Annotated in this window: 14 protein-coding genes and 1 pseudogene; 10 read left to right on the top strand and 5 right to left on the bottom strand. The window is 42.4% G+C overall.

Translation table 11 applies throughout. The annotated features are described in order from the left end of the window. Window positions 1–26 precede the first annotated feature (26 nt). The 7 genes and pseudogenes from AM1_RS24600 (at window position 27) to AM1_RS24575 (ending at window position 6,964) form a co-directional block, all read left to right on the top strand. Window positions 27–1,355, top strand: coding sequence for a hypothetical protein (locus AM1_RS24600; protein WP_012165629.1), 1,329 nt, complete (start codon window positions 27–29; stop codon window positions 1,353–1,355). Window positions 1,356–1,587: 232 nt separating this feature from the next. Continuing rightward, complete coding sequence (locus AM1_RS41225) at window positions 1,588–1,974, top strand: hypothetical protein (RefSeq protein ID WP_148215822.1); 387 nt, start codon at window positions 1,588–1,590, stop codon at window positions 1,972–1,974. 10 nt (window positions 1,975–1,984) lie between these two features. After that, window positions 1,985–2,908 carry a hypothetical protein gene (locus AM1_RS24595; RefSeq protein WP_012165627.1) on the top strand — a complete coding sequence of 308 codons (924 nt, stop codon included), beginning with the start codon at window positions 1,985–1,987 and terminating at the stop codon, window positions 2,906–2,908. 286 nt (window positions 2,909–3,194) lie between these two features. Further along, window positions 3,195–3,829: pseudogene (locus AM1_RS44675) on the top strand (DDE-type integrase/transposase/recombinase). A 262-nt stretch (window positions 3,830–4,091) separates the two neighbouring features. Then, complete coding sequence (locus AM1_RS24585) at window positions 4,092–5,009, top strand: histone deacetylase family protein (RefSeq protein WP_041660453.1); 918 nt, start codon at window positions 4,092–4,094, stop codon at window positions 5,007–5,009. A gap of 239 nt (window positions 5,010–5,248) precedes the next feature. Next, complete coding sequence (locus AM1_RS24580) at window positions 5,249–5,803, top strand: hypothetical protein (protein WP_012165623.1); 555 nt, start codon at window positions 5,249–5,251, stop codon at window positions 5,801–5,803. Between the two features lie 963 nt (window positions 5,804–6,766). Then, window positions 6,767–6,964: a hypothetical protein gene (locus AM1_RS24575; RefSeq protein ID WP_012165622.1), complete on the top strand. Its 198-nt coding sequence runs from the start codon at window positions 6,767–6,769 to the stop codon at window positions 6,962–6,964. Window positions 6,965–7,091: 127 nt separating this feature from the next. On the opposite strand, the gene AM1_RS24570 is transcribed toward AM1_RS24575, so the two are convergent. After that, entirely contained in the window at window positions 7,092–9,128 is a 2,037-nt protein-coding gene (locus AM1_RS24570) for an NAD(P)/FAD-dependent oxidoreductase (protein WP_012165621.1), read from the bottom strand. 264 nt (window positions 9,129–9,392) lie between these two features. Here AM1_RS24570 and AM1_RS24565 point away from each other — a divergent pair, with 264 nt between their 5' ends. Then, on the top strand, window positions 9,393–10,481 hold the full coding sequence (locus AM1_RS24565; RefSeq protein ID WP_012165620.1) for a class I SAM-dependent methyltransferase: 1,089 nt from the start codon (window positions 9,393–9,395) through the stop codon (window positions 10,479–10,481). Between the two features lie 29 nt (window positions 10,482–10,510). Here the strand turns inward: AM1_RS24565 and AM1_RS24560 are convergent, their stop codons facing one another. The 4 genes from AM1_RS24560 to rpsO are packed head-to-tail and all read right to left on the bottom strand — an operon-like array spanning window position 10,511 to window position 13,112. Then, entirely contained in the window at window positions 10,511–11,110 is a 600-nt protein-coding gene (locus AM1_RS24560) for a DUF924 family protein (protein WP_012165619.1), read from the bottom strand. 21 nt (window positions 11,111–11,131) lie between these two features. Beyond that, on the bottom strand, window positions 11,132–12,193 hold the full coding sequence (gene aroF, locus AM1_RS24555; RefSeq protein ID WP_012165618.1) for a 3-deoxy-7-phosphoheptulonate synthase: 1,062 nt from the start codon (window positions 12,191–12,193) through the stop codon (window positions 11,132–11,134). Window positions 12,194–12,203: 10 nt separating this feature from the next. Beyond that, window positions 12,204–12,824 (bottom strand): PAM68 family protein, encoded by a 621-nt coding sequence (locus tag AM1_RS24550; protein ID WP_012165617.1) that lies wholly within the window; start codon window positions 12,822–12,824, stop codon window positions 12,204–12,206. Window positions 12,825–12,842: 18 nt separating this feature from the next. Beyond that, entirely contained in the window at window positions 12,843–13,112 is a 270-nt protein-coding gene (rpsO, locus tag AM1_RS24545) for a 30S ribosomal protein S15 (RefSeq protein WP_012165616.1), read from the bottom strand. 132 nt (window positions 13,113–13,244) lie between these two features. Here rpsO and larE point away from each other — a divergent pair, with 132 nt between their 5' ends. Both larE and AM1_RS24535 read left to right on the top strand, forming a co-directional pair. Then, a complete protein-coding gene (larE, locus tag AM1_RS24540) occupies window positions 13,245–14,069 on the top strand; it encodes an ATP-dependent sacrificial sulfur transferase LarE (protein ID WP_012165615.1) in 825 nt (274 codons plus the stop codon). 233 nt (window positions 14,070–14,302) lie between these two features. Beyond that, window positions 14,303–14,821 carry a hypothetical protein gene (locus AM1_RS24535; protein ID WP_041660451.1) on the top strand — a complete coding sequence of 173 codons (519 nt, stop codon included), beginning with the start codon at window positions 14,303–14,305 and terminating at the stop codon, window positions 14,819–14,821. Window positions 14,822–14,954 lie beyond the last annotated feature (133 nt).

Genomic DNA, 14,954 nt, shown 5'->3' with positions numbered 1-14,954 from the left:
TCATTAAACTTCTTCCTAAAAAAATCATGATTATTCAATACACAAAAAATTTTGCTTCACTAACATTTAGTATTCTTCTAACACTTTTTTTCTTTGTAGCTGAAGATGTTGCAGAGGCTAGTACTATTGCAGATGCTGCTGAAATATCTCGTTTTAAACCTGAACCATCATCAACAGATTTAATGTTTTTAGGTGATTACAAATTTAGGCGCCGTAATCCTCTTCAAATCGGCGCTAGACTATTAAACTTGAGACAGTATTTATGGATGATAGGTAATTCAAGGGCAGAAGCATTCATAAGCTACGTATTTGATGGTCAGAAGGATCAAACATTAGGCATGAAAGCTGGACCTTCTCTTAAGTCCACACAGTATTTTTTCCCGTGCCATGCAGAAAATGGAAGATATGTTATTGGGTGGCTTCCAGCAGATGTAAAACAAAGACAATGTTCTAATCCAGGATTTACACATAGCTTTGGTACAAATGTTAGAAATTTGACTAAGGAAGTTTTTTCTCAAGAAATTTTTGTTGCAAACAAAACAATAAGCTATTTTTTAAAAGCTCAGTCTTCCTTAAATCAAAACCCTATTTATAGATACTGCTCTGTTGCTGCAAAAGGTCGTGGTTGGTGGTTCCGTTTTGGAGATTTTGAGAATCCCTGTAATGAAGCCTTTCAAGAATGCTTTAAAACTGGTCCAAAACAAAATTGTAAAGCAGTTGGTATTGGGGATTGGTTTGCAAGGGAAGAAGAATTACTTGTTGTTATTGCTTGCGCTAACAACCGATTATATAAAGCAAAAGGAAATGGTTTGCAAATAGGCCTTAGACTCATATCAGATTTAGCTCAACAAGCTAAATCTGATAATTCAACTGTTTGTTCATTAAATGTCATAAAGCCTAATAGTATAATTGTTTATCCTGCCACTGAAAAGGCTACTATCTTTCATTCTAATGATAATGGGGGTTCACTGTCAGTTGATGTTTTATTGGGAAGTGTACTGATTCGCTCTTATAAAAATAGCGAAGGAATTTTAGTTGAATCAGGGAATAAATATACATATCCGCAAGAAACAATTGACAAAATAAATACTCTTCAAATTTCTCAGTCGCCAGAAATTTCAAGCTTTTTTGATTCGGAAAACTGGCCTAGTGAAACAAGAAATGACTTAAGATATTTTCAAACACCTGAGATTAAACCTCCTTCTAGAATAAATATTCCTAGAACCTTTATTGAGCTATTTATTAATAATATAATACGAGGTGTTATTGATGGCAGTCAAACAAGTGAAGGTAATAACACTACAACTGAAGATAGTAATCAGCAGCAACCTAATACAGACGATATATTACAGTAATATCATAGTAAAACACTATTGATTATATAAATAACTAACTTACTTTGATTAATTTCAAATTTTAATTTCAAAATATTTCTTGATTTTTGAATTTTAATCACTTTTAAAATCTTCATTAATTTTGATATCAAATTTACATATCAAACCCATCAAAATACTTTAATTTTTTTAACTACAATCATCTGGAGCTATCTAATTAAATTTATTATCCTTAAATCGTTATAATATTCCTATGTCTTATAATAAAAATTTTGAGCCAAAACTTATTCTTGAATGTGCATGTACCATAAGAGGGCATCTTCCAAATTTATTTTCTCAAGACACTTATTTAATTGATAAAAAAATAGCTCAATTAGTAGAAAATATAAATTCTGGAGAACCTCAGCACGATCAACTTTTAGATCTATTAGTTAGTTTTCAAGAAACAAAAGAATGGGTAGCTGAATTTTTAAGTCTAAACGCAGTATCTAAAGGATACGATCATTTACCTGATTCTATTGGACTTATTGACTCAAAGAAATTTATTTGTCCATATGGCGATTTTATCTGGTACCAAAGAAATAGCTCACAGAAAGTACCTAGATGCCCTACGCATGGAGAATTAATACCAGTTAATTAGTACTATTTAAATGATATCTACAAATTTTATTGACAATATCGGATCTAAATTATCTGACCCCCAATTTTCTTCATTTCTAGCACCATCTTTTATTTTTTGGTTTGGTGGACTATTAGCTTATATTAATAAATATGGGATAACATCCCTTGAATTATTTCTAAATCAATATTCAGAAATTAGTAAAATAATTTTTTTAATTTTTGCTTTCATTTTAATTACACTTTCTGCATTCTTAGTCAAAAGTTTCGATTTATCTCTTTTAAGATTACTAGAGGGATACTGGCCTATTTACATGCAATCTCTTAAAAAGATTTTAATTGCTCGAAAAAGAAAATTGATTAGTCATGCAGAACATCACTGGCAGCAATTAGCTGTTAAGAAAGAACTTAGTAATTTGACAAGAGATGAGCATGAACTTTATATTCGCTTAGACCAAAATTTAAGACAATACCCAACAGATCCTATGATGTTGATGCCTACAAAGTTAGGTAACATACTAAGATCACATGAGAGTCAGACATTAAGTAGGTTTGGTTTAGATGCAAATGTTTGTTGGCCACGCCTTTGGTTATTATTACCTGAAAAAGTGAAATTTGAACTACAATCTGCAAGATCTGATTTATATATTTCAACTCGGTTATTTTTTTGGAGCTGCATTTTTAGTTTTTGGGGGATTTGGCTTTGGTGGGCATTTCCATTAAGTATAATTTCAGTATTTATTTGTTACCAAAGCATTCTAAAAAATGCATCGATATTTGGATGTCTTTGCGAATCAACTTTTGATTTATACCGAAGAAGTCTATATGATTCTCTTGGATGGTCTTTACCAACTAATCTTAGTAATGAACACGAATCTGGTTTAAAGCTATCTGAATTTTTTTGGAGAGGAACATTACCAATTTTATCAAATATGATGCCAGAAGGTTTGGATTAATCTAAATATGATTTAATAGACCTCTTGCAATATTCATTTCACGGTGTATTACGCAATCAATTTATGCCGCGATCTGACTTGAACTTTTAGTCCACTACCATGCCGTTAGCTGAATTATGCAAGAGGTCTAATCAAACTCAGTAGATCGAAAAAACCAGGAAATATCGCCAAGGAAAGGGACGTATCAAGCTAAAGAAACTGTCAGGGTTGATTGCCCAGAATTGAGGAACCACTTCCATCCTGACAGGCTGAGTACTGTCCCTGAGTCATACTCTATCTGTATTTAATGGATTGTCCTCATTGCCGCTCAACCCGAGTCTCATTTCTTCAGAGTAAGACTGCCCTTGGATATGTTTGGTTTCGATGCAAAGTGTGTTGCAGGAGTTACAACAAACGTATAGGCACTCCCTTCAATTTTATTGAGGTCCCTACAAATATAGTATTTCAGGTTCTCCTAGTCCGAGTACGCTAAAAACATAGCTATCGGGATGTGGCCGAGTACTTCTGGATTCGAGGTTTTGAATTTGCCCATGAAACCGTGCGGGATTGGAAAGAAAGATTTCTGCCTCATTTTGCAGAACAAATTCGAACTAACCTGCACGAGAATCCACCCAATAAGGTCGCGACAGATGGCTTGGCGTCCTAACCTCCTGCTATTGAAGAAGAATTGGGTGAGAATGTAGAGCATGAGGTTCGCCCCTGCACTGAGAATCCCATTGAGCAAAGTCACAGTCCAGTCAAAAAGCGCTATCACCCTACCCTTGGATTAAAGCAGTTCATCAGTTTTGCAAAGCGGTGGATGAAGTGTGTAACTTTTTGAGATCTCGTACTCGAATGGCAGAATGCGTGTCTCTACTTGATAAAAGGAATAAGTTTATCAGAGGTGTTAGTGAACTTGAAGAAATATTCCAGGCTGCTTAACAACAGGAAAGGCGAAATTTAATGGGCAATATGGCAATTTTGGTCAATTTGGCCACTCAAAGCTGACAGATTCACCATGCGCAGTAGCAGAATCCCCGTTGTAGATACGTGCATGGATTGGCCCAAGTCACTAATTCCCTGCTCAAACCAATGATCTGAAAAAATCTTAATCTCTAAAGTGCAGGAGTTGAATGAGGTCTTGAGTGCCAGTATTCTTAAACCACTAAACTCGGTCCCACTTTATAACCAAAGGATGAGCCACATGCTACCCATTGTTTATTCGGATCGCTTTCTTGAACATTTAACAGGTCCCTACCATCCCGAAAAACCGGAACGGTTAACGGCAATTAAAACCGCACTAGAACAAGCTTCCTGGGCCGATCAATTACAGTGGTTATTGCCCACTCCCATCACGCAACGTGATCCTTTGGAATGGATTAACCGCGTTCATACTGCTGACTATATCCAGCAAGTTCAATCTTTGGCTAAATCGGGGGGCGGCTATCTCGATCCGGATACGGTGGTGTCTCCTCAAAGTTATGAAGTGGCTTTACTGGCTGTGAATGCTTGGATGGATGGTGTTGATCTGGTGCTATCCCGACAATCCCCCGCCTTTGTGTTGGCCAGACCCCCGGGGCACCATGCGGTACAAGAGACAGGCATGGGGTTTTGCCTGTTTTCCAATGCTGCGATCGCAGCCTACTACGCCCTCACCCAACCTGGTATTGAGCGAGTCGCCATTCTCGATTGGGATGTTCACCATGGCAATGGCACCCAAGCGATTGTGGAGTCCCATGCTCAGATTGCCTACTGCTCTCTGCATCAATCCCCTTGCTACCCCGGTACAGGAACGGCGGGTGAAACAGGTTTGCATGGCAATGTCCTGAATTTGCCGATGCGGGCAGGCAGCACGTTGGCAGATTATGAGCCGCAATTTAAAGATAAGATCATGCCCTTCTTTCAGGACTTCAATCCTGATTTACTGTTGGTCAGTGCCGGATACGATGCCAATGCTGCTGATCCGTTAGCGGGTATCCATTTAGCGCCCCAAGATTATGGTGTTTTCACTCAGTACTGCCGCCAACTGACCTCCAAAATACTATTTGGTTTAGAGGGTGGATATGATTTATCTGCTTTAGCTCAGTCTGTATTTTTCACCCTTGAAGTCTGTTTGAAATGACTGTATTGCTTTTATTCTTAATGAATCAAAATAGGGTAGATGGGCTTAGATTGAATCTGGTTTCTTGTAGCGCGCAATAGCAGGGCTGTTGATCTGAACTTTCTGTGCTGCTTCCCATTCTCTATCCAAGTAAAAAAATGGGCATCCTAACCCTGATGAATTAAGCTGCGTTTTCAGCCCGTATGATGCCGTATTCTAGATCTTTACTATCCCTTGCTACGTTGCTTTGCATCCCCCTCATGAGCTCGTGTAAGGAAATTACCCAGATTCAAACTCAGAATAAGTATCTCAATGCAACCCTAAAACCCGGAGTCGGTTTTGGCGATATTAACCTTCGGTCAACGTCACTGAGAGAAATTACTGCTCAGTTGGGACGGAACTACAAACGGAAAGTGCGAGGGTTGACTGAACACAAATGTGAAGATGGAGTATGCACATCTGGCCGCCTGGAAATTATCACTCTTAACTATAAATCTCAAGGGCTTCAATTTATGTTTGAACAACGGGTTAATCAATTGAAACGCGAAGGAGCGTTGCCCTTAAAAGAGATTCGTGTGAATTGCATCAAAGACAAGTGCCCCTACAAAGGTAAGACGGAACAGGGGATTGGATTAGGGGATACTCGCAAGCAGATCAAAGAAGCTTACGGCAACCCTAAGCGTTCACCCACAAACACTTGGCAGTGGTCCTATCCTAAAAAGGGTATTTCCTTTGAAATTGATAAGAAGTATGGAGATCCAGTACAAGATAGCGATCGCATCAAGACCATCGTTATTTCCAAGGACTTAAGATGATGGGTTGATCATCTCGATTGCTTTAAGCTGATAGTGAAATAATAAGAAATCTATGCCAGGAATTACTTTGGTATTGGGTTTGCTATGAATTATTGATTGTATTCATCTGAGTTCAAGTATGCATTTAGGGTATTCACTATTTTGTGGCTAGGCTTCTATACTCTAAGAACTAAATAAAGGTGAATATATTTACTGAAATTGATATCTAGTAAAGAATAGCGCTGACTTACGATGCTCTAGTTCCTATTCTGTCTGAATTATGAGTAATGCTGATCTATGAAAGACAGAATTATTGAGATTCAATAAAAAACTCTCTGGCTCAATATAGAGTAGTGCCTAAGAGTAAAATCTTTGAATGCCCTAATATATTTGGTTCTTAGTTTTTTTAAGCTGTATTTGGGGAGTGCTGGTGATATTAGTCTTGATCAAGGCTAATAATCTCTTAACCTTATATTTGGCAAGTATTTGAGAGTTTGTTTAATAAGTAATCCTTCTCTGTTAAGAATTAAAGAGAGTAATCTTGTCTGTCGTGAGGAAAATTAAAAATACCTGAATCTCATGTCTCGCTTGAGTTGTGGGAATGCTGAAAACTGTTGATTATTTAGATGTCATTACTATTCTCAAAAGTTAATTTATAAAGGTCACAATTTCAAAAACGAAGGGCACAATACGGGTAACTGAATTTCAAGAGAATATGAATGGTGGCAGACTTTTCTCTGCCACCCTATTAAGTATCAAATGACACAATAATGCTGTTTCAAAGAAATAGAACAGCATTATTGACTTTCAACTAGTTGCTATTTAGAAAATAGGTCAGATTATTAATGACATCTGAATTGCAGCAATTGATACATCAGCTTAATAGTTCTGGTGCCATTCTTGTACAAATTGGTCGACCTTTATGGTTCTCGACCGTTGTAATTCAGTATGACCGTATTCAGAATCTTTATTGGAATGACTTACATGAAAGCCCATCTTCCCATTGTTGGATTCGCTATTGTCGTTTTAGAGTATATCGGTTTTAAGTTTGCTTTACTAATTGCAATGTTCAAAGGGTTTTGGCCCCCTGAAATGTGTAAGACTATTGATCTAATGGTGATGTTCTTTGCCATTTCTGCAACCCTATGGCTGGCATCGTTACCTGTTGAGAAAAGAAACTAAGATGCTGGTGAATAGGGCATTCCAGTTTAGAAATACTCTACTAGTTTGGATTTTATCAACTAGAAAAATCTGCCATTCAGTCATTCCTTAGCCGTTGAATAATATCTGAGAAAAGTTAGGTTAGTGTCTACTTTATGATGGCAGGTTCAGATTTAGGCTGTGGCTGGAGTACCTGTTCTACACGAGCTTGCCCTAATGAATAGGTCACTGCATAACTACGAGCTAGTAAGCTGAACCAAAGCTGAGGGAAACGCCCTTCAAGTAAAGGTTGGAGCCAACGAACCATCCGGGGGAACCAGGATCGAAGCAATGTATTGCCAAAGGCATCGATGGTAAAACTCCAATAACTGCTCAGCCAACGAATTAAGTCTTTGGAACCCACCATGACCCATATCCACAGGAGTAGAGCAGGGTTTATCAAAGCTGCTTTGAGAGCCATCCGGTTGAGAGGAAGCCAGCCAAATCGATCTTTAATAAATGCCTCGGTTACGTCCGAATCTTCTTCCTCCAGGATGCCAAAGAAGGTATTAAGCATGGAATTCACACGCTCAGGGGGCAGATGTTGCCCCGTGGGCACCATCATCCCTCGTGAGAATAACCAGGTGACGGCTACATTGCTTTGGTAGGCTCGAATTTGGTTGAGGTGTTTTGATTGTAATAAATCATATTTGAGAGCAGTATCTAATAAGTCCGTTAACCGGGGAAGGTTACGCACTAAGGAGCCAAACCCTGTGAAAATTAATGGAGATTGCAGAGAGGCTGAATCTCCGATCGCAATCAGCCGATCAAATGCGATAGTGCGATCTGAACTGTCCAAACTAAAGTGACCTGGAATATAGCCAAAGGTGGGCTTGATCCAATTCAGATCATCTAAATTGCAGCGGCGATATTCTGGCAGGATTGTAAAAAAGTCCTCATACATCTCCAGCAAAGAGCCGGGATTGTCGGGATGGACCTGATGGTAATGGAACAGATAGAAGGTTAGCTCATCCCCTTTACCGGGGAATAGTTCCCAAATTAACTGTCGCCCCCGGGATATATCTCCGTGACTATTGAGAACATCTCCGTATCGGGCGTCCCAAACTTCTCGATCTAAGCCAGAAATAACTGCCCCTACAGTAGGACAGACGCTATCAAACGAACGTCCACCATTCAGTTGCCAAGCGATCGGAGAGGCTGTTCCCATCGCGTCTACTAGCAAGCGCCCGGCCACAGTTGTCTCTTTACCACTGGGTAAATGGACGGCCTGGACCCGAGCTGCTGTTTCACCAATATCCACTCGCTGAAATTCGGTTTGATCCCAAATTTCTCCTCCAGATTGTCTGAGCTTTTCACCACATAACCGCAGCAACCGTTCCGAGTCGATGGCAATATTGAGAACCGTCGGCGTTTTTAGGACGGGGGCTTTGCACTGGGCGGGATTGTTAGCATCAAAGAATTTGTGGTAGCCATCCACATATTCAGAGGCAATCAGACTTTCAAACTCTGCGGGGGTGAAGAGTCCCAAATCAATCAGATTAGCGAACTCGTTGCGAGAGATATTCCACTCTCGATTCATCCGCCCAAAAGGTAATCGCTCGATCAGAAGAACCCGATATCCCAAGCGAGCCATGACTGCAGCGTGAATAACCCCAAGGGCACCGCCCAAATAAACTAAATCGTACTCTGGCGTATTGGTTTCCGGGTTGGAAAATACGACTTGCCGGGGTTGTTTGGGGTGGCGGACTCCTTCGCGCCAGCGCTGCTCCCACCAGTAGGCCCGAGTGAGATCATATTCACCATTCGGAAACCGTTGAAAATATTGCACGGTGCGCGGATAATCCTTGACCAGGGCTGAGAAGATTGATTCTTGCTCAAAGTCAATGATGGGGGGCTTGGGGTAGTAATAGGGAAAGTCGCTTCTTAAGGCTTGCTCTAACCCTTTGACGAGTTTCTTTTCCTGGGGGACGGGAGCAGAACCCCAGCGAAACACCTTTAGATAGGTGGTCCGCTGCAGTGACCAGATAACGACAGCCAGTTCGCTCGACTGTCCGGGGAACTGTAAACGACAACCGGAAGGCGTCGACACCTTTTGGCCTGATGGGGAAGTATATGAAGATTGCAACCAATGTCTAACAGCGTCAGTATTCGGTGTGGGGATTTCTAAATAGGAAAGTTCTTGCATACCCTGGTGTATCGGAAAGAAACGGTTTATTGGCGATAAACCTTATGTGCAACTGTGCTGCGGATTAATGCTTGGAAACACGGACATCGAACGGCCGTTCTTGCTCACAGTTGAACTGTTTTGACCACGAAATAACGACGCTAGGCTCATAAAATAGCACAGCTAACCACACCATAAGCTAATTTTGACCCTTGACATACTTTGTTATTTCGCTTTTGCAAAATGAATTATGATAAATAGGAATATAAAGATTTATGAAGTTTCATGCAAGCCTTACCCAATCTTTTTGATCTCCCCATAGCTGAACCTGCTGCCAAACTTGCCTATGAGGCAATTCAACAAGGTAAGAATGTTTTTGGTGTTGTTCATCGTCAAGTACTTTCAAATCTAAAAAGTACTTTCTACCCCAGGTTGGGTAAGGTTGATTCCCTAGATGATGAGACTTTAGAGTATGTCCGCAACCGTCAAACTGACTTGCTAGAAAGAGACTGGCAGGATGCACAAGAGGGGGTCTACCCAGTTAGTCTTCTCTTTGATCAACCCTGGGATGAGTTTTTCCGTTTATATCCTCAAGTTTGGTTAGATGCTCCTCAAATTTGGCAGCGGGTTGACCAAAAAAAAGTTCAAGAATTTGCACCTGAGATTGATGTGGAAGGGTATCCCCGATACTACATCCAGAATTTTCACCACCAAACAGATGGTTATCTGAGTGAAACATCTGCTGAAATTTATGATTTGCAAGTTGAACTTCTATTTGGTGGGACTGCAGATGCTATGCGTCGCAGAATTCTCGCCCCCTTGAAACGTGGATTAGCTGCCTTCTCTTCAATTCCTGCCAACCAGATTCGTATTCTGGATGTTCCCTGTGGAGCTGGGCGGACATTAAAGCAATTGCGGGGTACTTTCCCAGATGCCTCATTATACGGTGTAGATTTGTCACCCACTTATCTTCAAAAAGCGAATCGGCTCATTTCTCAAGATCGAGGCGTTCTACCGCAGTTGTTGCAGGCTAATGCTGAGTCATTACCCTATGTAGATAACTATTTTCATGGCATCAGTAGCGTTTTTCTTTTCCATGAGCTTCCCGCTCCAGCGCGCCAGAATGTGATTGACGAATGTTTCCGAGTTCTTCGACCAGGAGGGACGTTTGTTATTTGTGATTCTATTCAGCTAGACGATTCCCCAGAACTGAAAATGGCGATTAATAATTTCCCTGTGATGATGCATGAACCTTATTACCGTCATTACAGTACCGATAATCTTGTCAAACGTCTTCAAGATGCGGGCTTTGTGGATGTTGAGACAGACGTACATTTTATGAGTAAGTATTTGTTTGCTCATAAACCTGTATAGAGGGATTGATAGTCTGAATCGTCCACTTCCTAAAAGGATGACCCAGGCGTTTTTAGGAATTCTATTTCGGCTGGGGTGGAGACTCGGTTGAGAAGAGCATTGCGGTGGGGAAAGCGGCCAAATTGGTCAATGATATTTCGATGCCGAACTGCAAAGTCGATATATTGCTCAAACCCATCTTTTAAGTGGGGTTTCGATTCTGCAGCTAGGCGTTGGAAGAGTTGAATGCAGTGTTCTTGGTCTGCTAAAGATTCGGAATGTTCTAAAGGCATATAGAAAAACACTCGCTGTATGGGACGTAAGGATTGATCGGTCCGATCTTTTAGACCTTGCTTACACAGCTTTCGTGCGATCTCATCATAAGCAAAAGCCTCAGCTGTGTCCCGATACATATTGCGGGAGAATTGATCCGTCAACAAAATCAAGGCCAATGTACCGAGAGGCGTCTGCTTCCATCCCTCTAGTTCACCATTAGTAGCCTTGGCAAGATAGCTAGAGAAGCGGGCTTTGATTTCCGTATCAACGTCAGGATTCTTTGACCACCAGAGCTTTGAGCGTTGCCGGATGACGTCTAAGTCATCCTGGTCAGTCCCAAACCAAAATTCGCAGATGGTTTCAGGAGATTCCATTTTTTTACCCTAAAAATAGTCTTAGGCCGTTGCTGCAGCAAGGGCTTGAGGCCAGCGACCGACCGCCTGCCCAATCACCCCTAACTCTTGAGTCAATGCATCAAATTGATCGGGGGTCAAAGATTGAGGACCGTCTGAGAGCGCTTTAGCGGGGTTGGGATGGACTTCAATCATCAGGGAGTCAGTACCAACTGCGATCGCAGCTTTAGCCAAGGCCGGGACAAACCTTGCCCAACCCGTGCCATGACTGGGATCAACCATAATGGGGAGATGGGTTAGGGTTCGCAATACGGCGACTGCTGCGAGATCCAATGTATTCCGTAGATGCTGTCGATCAAACGTGCGGATACCTCGCTCACATAGAATCACATTGGAATTCCCGGCTGCCAAGATATATTCTGCAGCCATCAACCATTCATCAATGGTGGCGGATAACCCTCGCTTTAGTAATACGGGCTTGGGTTGGGCACCAGCAGCTTTAAGGAGAGGGAAGTTCTGCATATTGCGAGCCCCAATTTGGAGCACATCAGCAACCTCGGCCACTTTCTCCACATCGGCTGTGTCCATGACTTCAGTAATGATCCCCAATCCAGATGCCTCGCGGGCTGCAGCTAGTAAACCGAGCGCACTCTCACCATGACCTTGAAAGGCATAGGGGGAGGTTCGAGGTTTATAGGCACCCCCTCGCAAAAAAGACGCCCCTGCCGCAGCAACCCGCTGGGCCGTCTCCACAATCATTTCTTCGTTCTCAACAGAGCAGGGACCAGCAACCAGCACAATCGGATCTGGCTCACCAAAGAACACAGACCCTTTAGGCGTCGGTACCTCTACGCGACTAGCTTCACCATGGCGATATTCTCGGCTAACCCGCTTATAGGGTTTCTCGACCCGCAGGACGGATTCAATCCAAGGGTTTAGATCCTTAATCTGATCGGGATCAAGTTCAGCCGTCTCACCGACAAGGCCAATCACAACCTTATGTTGCCCCACAATTTTCTCTGGCGTCAGCCCCCAATCCCGCATTTCTTGATCGAGGGACTGAATTTCTGCGTCAGGTGCACCGCTTTTGAAGACGATGATCATGGAGGACTCCTTACGAGCTAGCTGACTCCTCTTCAGAGGTTTCGGCTGTAGTTTTAGGTGAAGTCGATTCTGCTTTAGCCGATGCCTTCTCTGCCTTAGCCTCTTCTTTCGCTTTTTCTTCTTTGAGGCGTTTTCGCTCTTCCTTTTGAATGCGGCGACGCTCTTGAATCCGGCCTAAGTTCAGTTTGAATTCGCTAATCCCAAGGGCCGATCCCTTTAGCTCTTCATCCCAGGAGGCAGAAATGATCCCATAACTGACACCTACGAGACCGAGTCCAAGACAGGTAACGCTTATGAATAGCACTACGGTACTGGGAAACTCTACCCATCCTTGCTCAGTAATGAAGTAGCTAGCTGGGATAGTCAGAAAAGCCAATAGTGTGGGAATTCCGGAAAAGATCCCAACACGCCTAAGCATCCGGTTGCTCACAACTTTAGGAATAACTGAAGAGGGAGCGTCTCGCTTCTTCCCCTTAGCTTTTTTCTGCTTTTTCTTTGATTTAGAAGCTTTAGCAGATAGCTTAGGAGCAGATTTGGCTTTCTTCTTGTTATCAGTAGCCGAGGCATCGGCTAAGTCTAAACCGAAGCCAGCCTTGTTATTCGTGTTATTACCTTCAGTTTTAGGAGCCATGGGATAAAAAAAGTACCGTTAACCCCGAATACCCAAGCGTTTAATTAGCTCACGGTAATGGGCTTGATCTTTTTTCATGATATAGGTCAACAGGCGCTTACGCTGACCAATCATTTTCAAAAGGCCCCGACGGGAAGAATGGTCTTTTTTGTTGGTCTTGAGATGTTCACTAAGCTTGCTGATCCGCTCAGTTAGCATGGCAACCTGGACGTCTGCTGAGCCTGTATCGGTCTCGTGGACTTGATAGGCATTAATAATTTCGTGTTTCTTTTCTTGCAACAAAGCCATACGCGATCCGTGATTTCTCAAAACGCTAATTCTATCATAATCACTCTTGGTTATCCCACCCATCTTTTATGAGTCAACCTTTTTCCCTGAGGACCATTAGACTGTAGGAATAGGAGTCATAACTAAGGGCTGATGACGGTTCAGGATAAGCTGCAACAACTGCAAACCCTCTTTGCCCAAATGGAACGTGCGCTGATTGCTTATTCAGGAGGCATTGATAGCACTTTAGTGGCAAAAGTGGCATTTGATGTGCTGGGGTATAAAGCTTTAGCGATTACTGCTAATTCACCCTCCCTGCTGCCAGAAGATTTTGAAGATGCTCAAGTACAAGCGGCTGATATTGGTATTTCCCATGAAGTGGTTGCCACCCATGAAATGGATAATCCCAATTACACGACGAATCCGGTGAATCGCTGCTATTTCTGCAAAAGTGAACTTTACGATGCCTTAAAGCCCCTAGCTTCAGAATGGGGCTATGCTTATGTTGTGGATGGGGTGAATGCAGATGATCTCCAGGATTATCGCCCAGGCATTCGGGCGGCGAAGGAGCGCGGCACGAGATCACCCCTGGCAGAAGTGGGGATCACGAAGCTTGAAGTGCGAGAAATCTCAAAGTTGTTGGGGTTACCCTGGTGGGATAAACCGGCTCAGCCTTGTTTGAGTTCTCGTTTTCCTTATGGTGAAGAAATCACGGTTGAGAAATTGCGACGGGTGGGACAGGCAGAGCGCTATCTTCGTCATTTGGGATGGTCGACGCTAAGGGTGCGATCTCAAGCCGATACCGCTCGCATCGAACTCCCGGCTGCGGAGATTCCAACTTTTATCCAAAACACCGATCTGGCTGAACTTGTAGAAGCCTTCAAGGGCTATGGCTTTACTTACGTCACTCTCGATTTAGAAGGCTTTGTTAGTGGCAAACTCAATCAGGAACTGCCCTTCGCATCGTCCATGTCTTGATCTGTTTCAATTCGCAAAAAACAGGTGTAAATATCCCTGATTTTCAGTGTTTTACACCTAACTTATTGCACCTAAAATTTATTTCTTATACCTAAGTGATTGGAGTGTGTGCCCCCTGTCTTGTTGATTGGGATGCCATCACGGCCTAGACACGGTCTTTGATCATCATGGCCATAACCGCTGCAATCGCTCATCTCAATATTGTTATGGTGGGGAAATAATATCTTTGATCCATGCTGAATTCAAAACGCTTCTCCCGATACTTTGGTGTAGTTACGGTTGTCTGTATAACTTCCCTAATGGTTGCTATTGGAGGATGCTCCACAAGTCAAACCCCTGATACATCATCAACAAACTCTGAATCCCTCAGTTCTGAATCCCCCAGCCCTGGTAATGCTTTAGAACCAGAACAGTCTGAAACATCGGCCAATACAACTTTGGCTCAAGTAAAGCAGTATGAGGACGTTCCTCAAGCTTTTCAAGGGGTATGGCAGGCTGATTTAGAGCAATGTAATTCCCAGGCTAGCGAGACTAGGCTTGAGATAGGGCCAAATCAGATTCAGTTTTATGAAAGTCAGGGGCCTATTAAAGAGGTTGTAAGTGACGGGAAGACAACCTTGAAAGTGAAGGTTGAGTTATCTGGCGAAGGCGAAACATGGCTGAGTGAAAGAGAATTTCAGCTTTCGGAGGATCGAAATACTCTATCTGCGATCAGTGACGATAACGCTTTTGCTCGCTATCGATGTTCATAAGCCATGGTATTGCTGATGGGGGTGTAGCAAACCGATCTGTTTGAACTGCTACTCTGAGTGGAGTCAAAATGATAGGTTTCCAGCATTATCTTTTGTAATCTGCCAGTTTGTTGACAACCTTCAACAAAATCGG

Origin of the sequence: Acaryochloris marina MBIC11017, assembly GCF_000018105.1 — a bacterium.
In the GTDB taxonomy this organism is placed as follows: Bacteria; Cyanobacteriota; Cyanobacteriia; order Thermosynechococcales; family Thermosynechococcaceae; genus Acaryochloris; species Acaryochloris marina.
This window is presented reverse-complemented; position numbering and strand designations above follow the sequence as displayed.

Excerpts from the sequence above, each read along its gene's own strand:
- AM1_RS24595 (WP_012165627.1), top strand. The coding sequence starts at position 1,985 with ATGATATCTACAAATTTTATTGACAATATCGGATCTAAATTATCTGAC.
- rpsO (WP_012165616.1), bottom strand. The coding sequence starts at position 13,112 with ATGGCTTTGTTGCAAGAAAAGAAACACGAAATTATTAATGCCTATCAA.
- AM1_RS24585 (WP_041660453.1), top strand. The coding sequence starts at position 4,092 with ATGCTACCCATTGTTTATTCGGATCGCTTTCTTGAACATTTAACAGGT.
- AM1_RS24575 (WP_012165622.1), top strand. The coding sequence starts at position 6,767 with ATGAAAGCCCATCTTCCCATTGTTGGATTCGCTATTGTCGTTTTAGAG.
- AM1_RS24560 (WP_012165619.1), bottom strand. The coding sequence starts at position 11,110 with ATGGAATCTCCTGAAACCATCTGCGAATTTTGGTTTGGGACTGACCAG.
- AM1_RS24570 (WP_012165621.1), bottom strand. The coding sequence starts at position 9,128 with ATGCAAGAACTTTCCTATTTAGAAATCCCCACACCGAATACTGACGCT.
- AM1_RS41225 (WP_148215822.1), top strand. The coding sequence starts at position 1,588 with ATGTCTTATAATAAAAATTTTGAGCCAAAACTTATTCTTGAATGTGCA.
- AM1_RS24550 (WP_012165617.1), bottom strand. The coding sequence starts at position 12,824 with ATGGCTCCTAAAACTGAAGGTAATAACACGAATAACAAGGCTGGCTTC.
- AM1_RS24600 (WP_012165629.1), top strand. The coding sequence starts at position 27 with ATGATTATTCAATACACAAAAAATTTTGCTTCACTAACATTTAGTATT.
- aroF (WP_012165618.1), bottom strand. The coding sequence starts at position 12,193 with ATGATCATCGTCTTCAAAAGCGGTGCACCTGACGCAGAAATTCAGTCC.
- AM1_RS24580 (WP_012165623.1), top strand. The coding sequence starts at position 5,249 with ATGAGCTCGTGTAAGGAAATTACCCAGATTCAAACTCAGAATAAGTAT.
- AM1_RS24565 (WP_012165620.1), top strand. The coding sequence starts at position 9,393 with ATGCAAGCCTTACCCAATCTTTTTGATCTCCCCATAGCTGAACCTGCT.
- larE (WP_012165615.1), top strand. The coding sequence starts at position 13,245 with ATGACGGTTCAGGATAAGCTGCAACAACTGCAAACCCTCTTTGCCCAA.
- AM1_RS24535 (WP_041660451.1), top strand. The coding sequence starts at position 14,303 with ATGCTGAATTCAAAACGCTTCTCCCGATACTTTGGTGTAGTTACGGTT.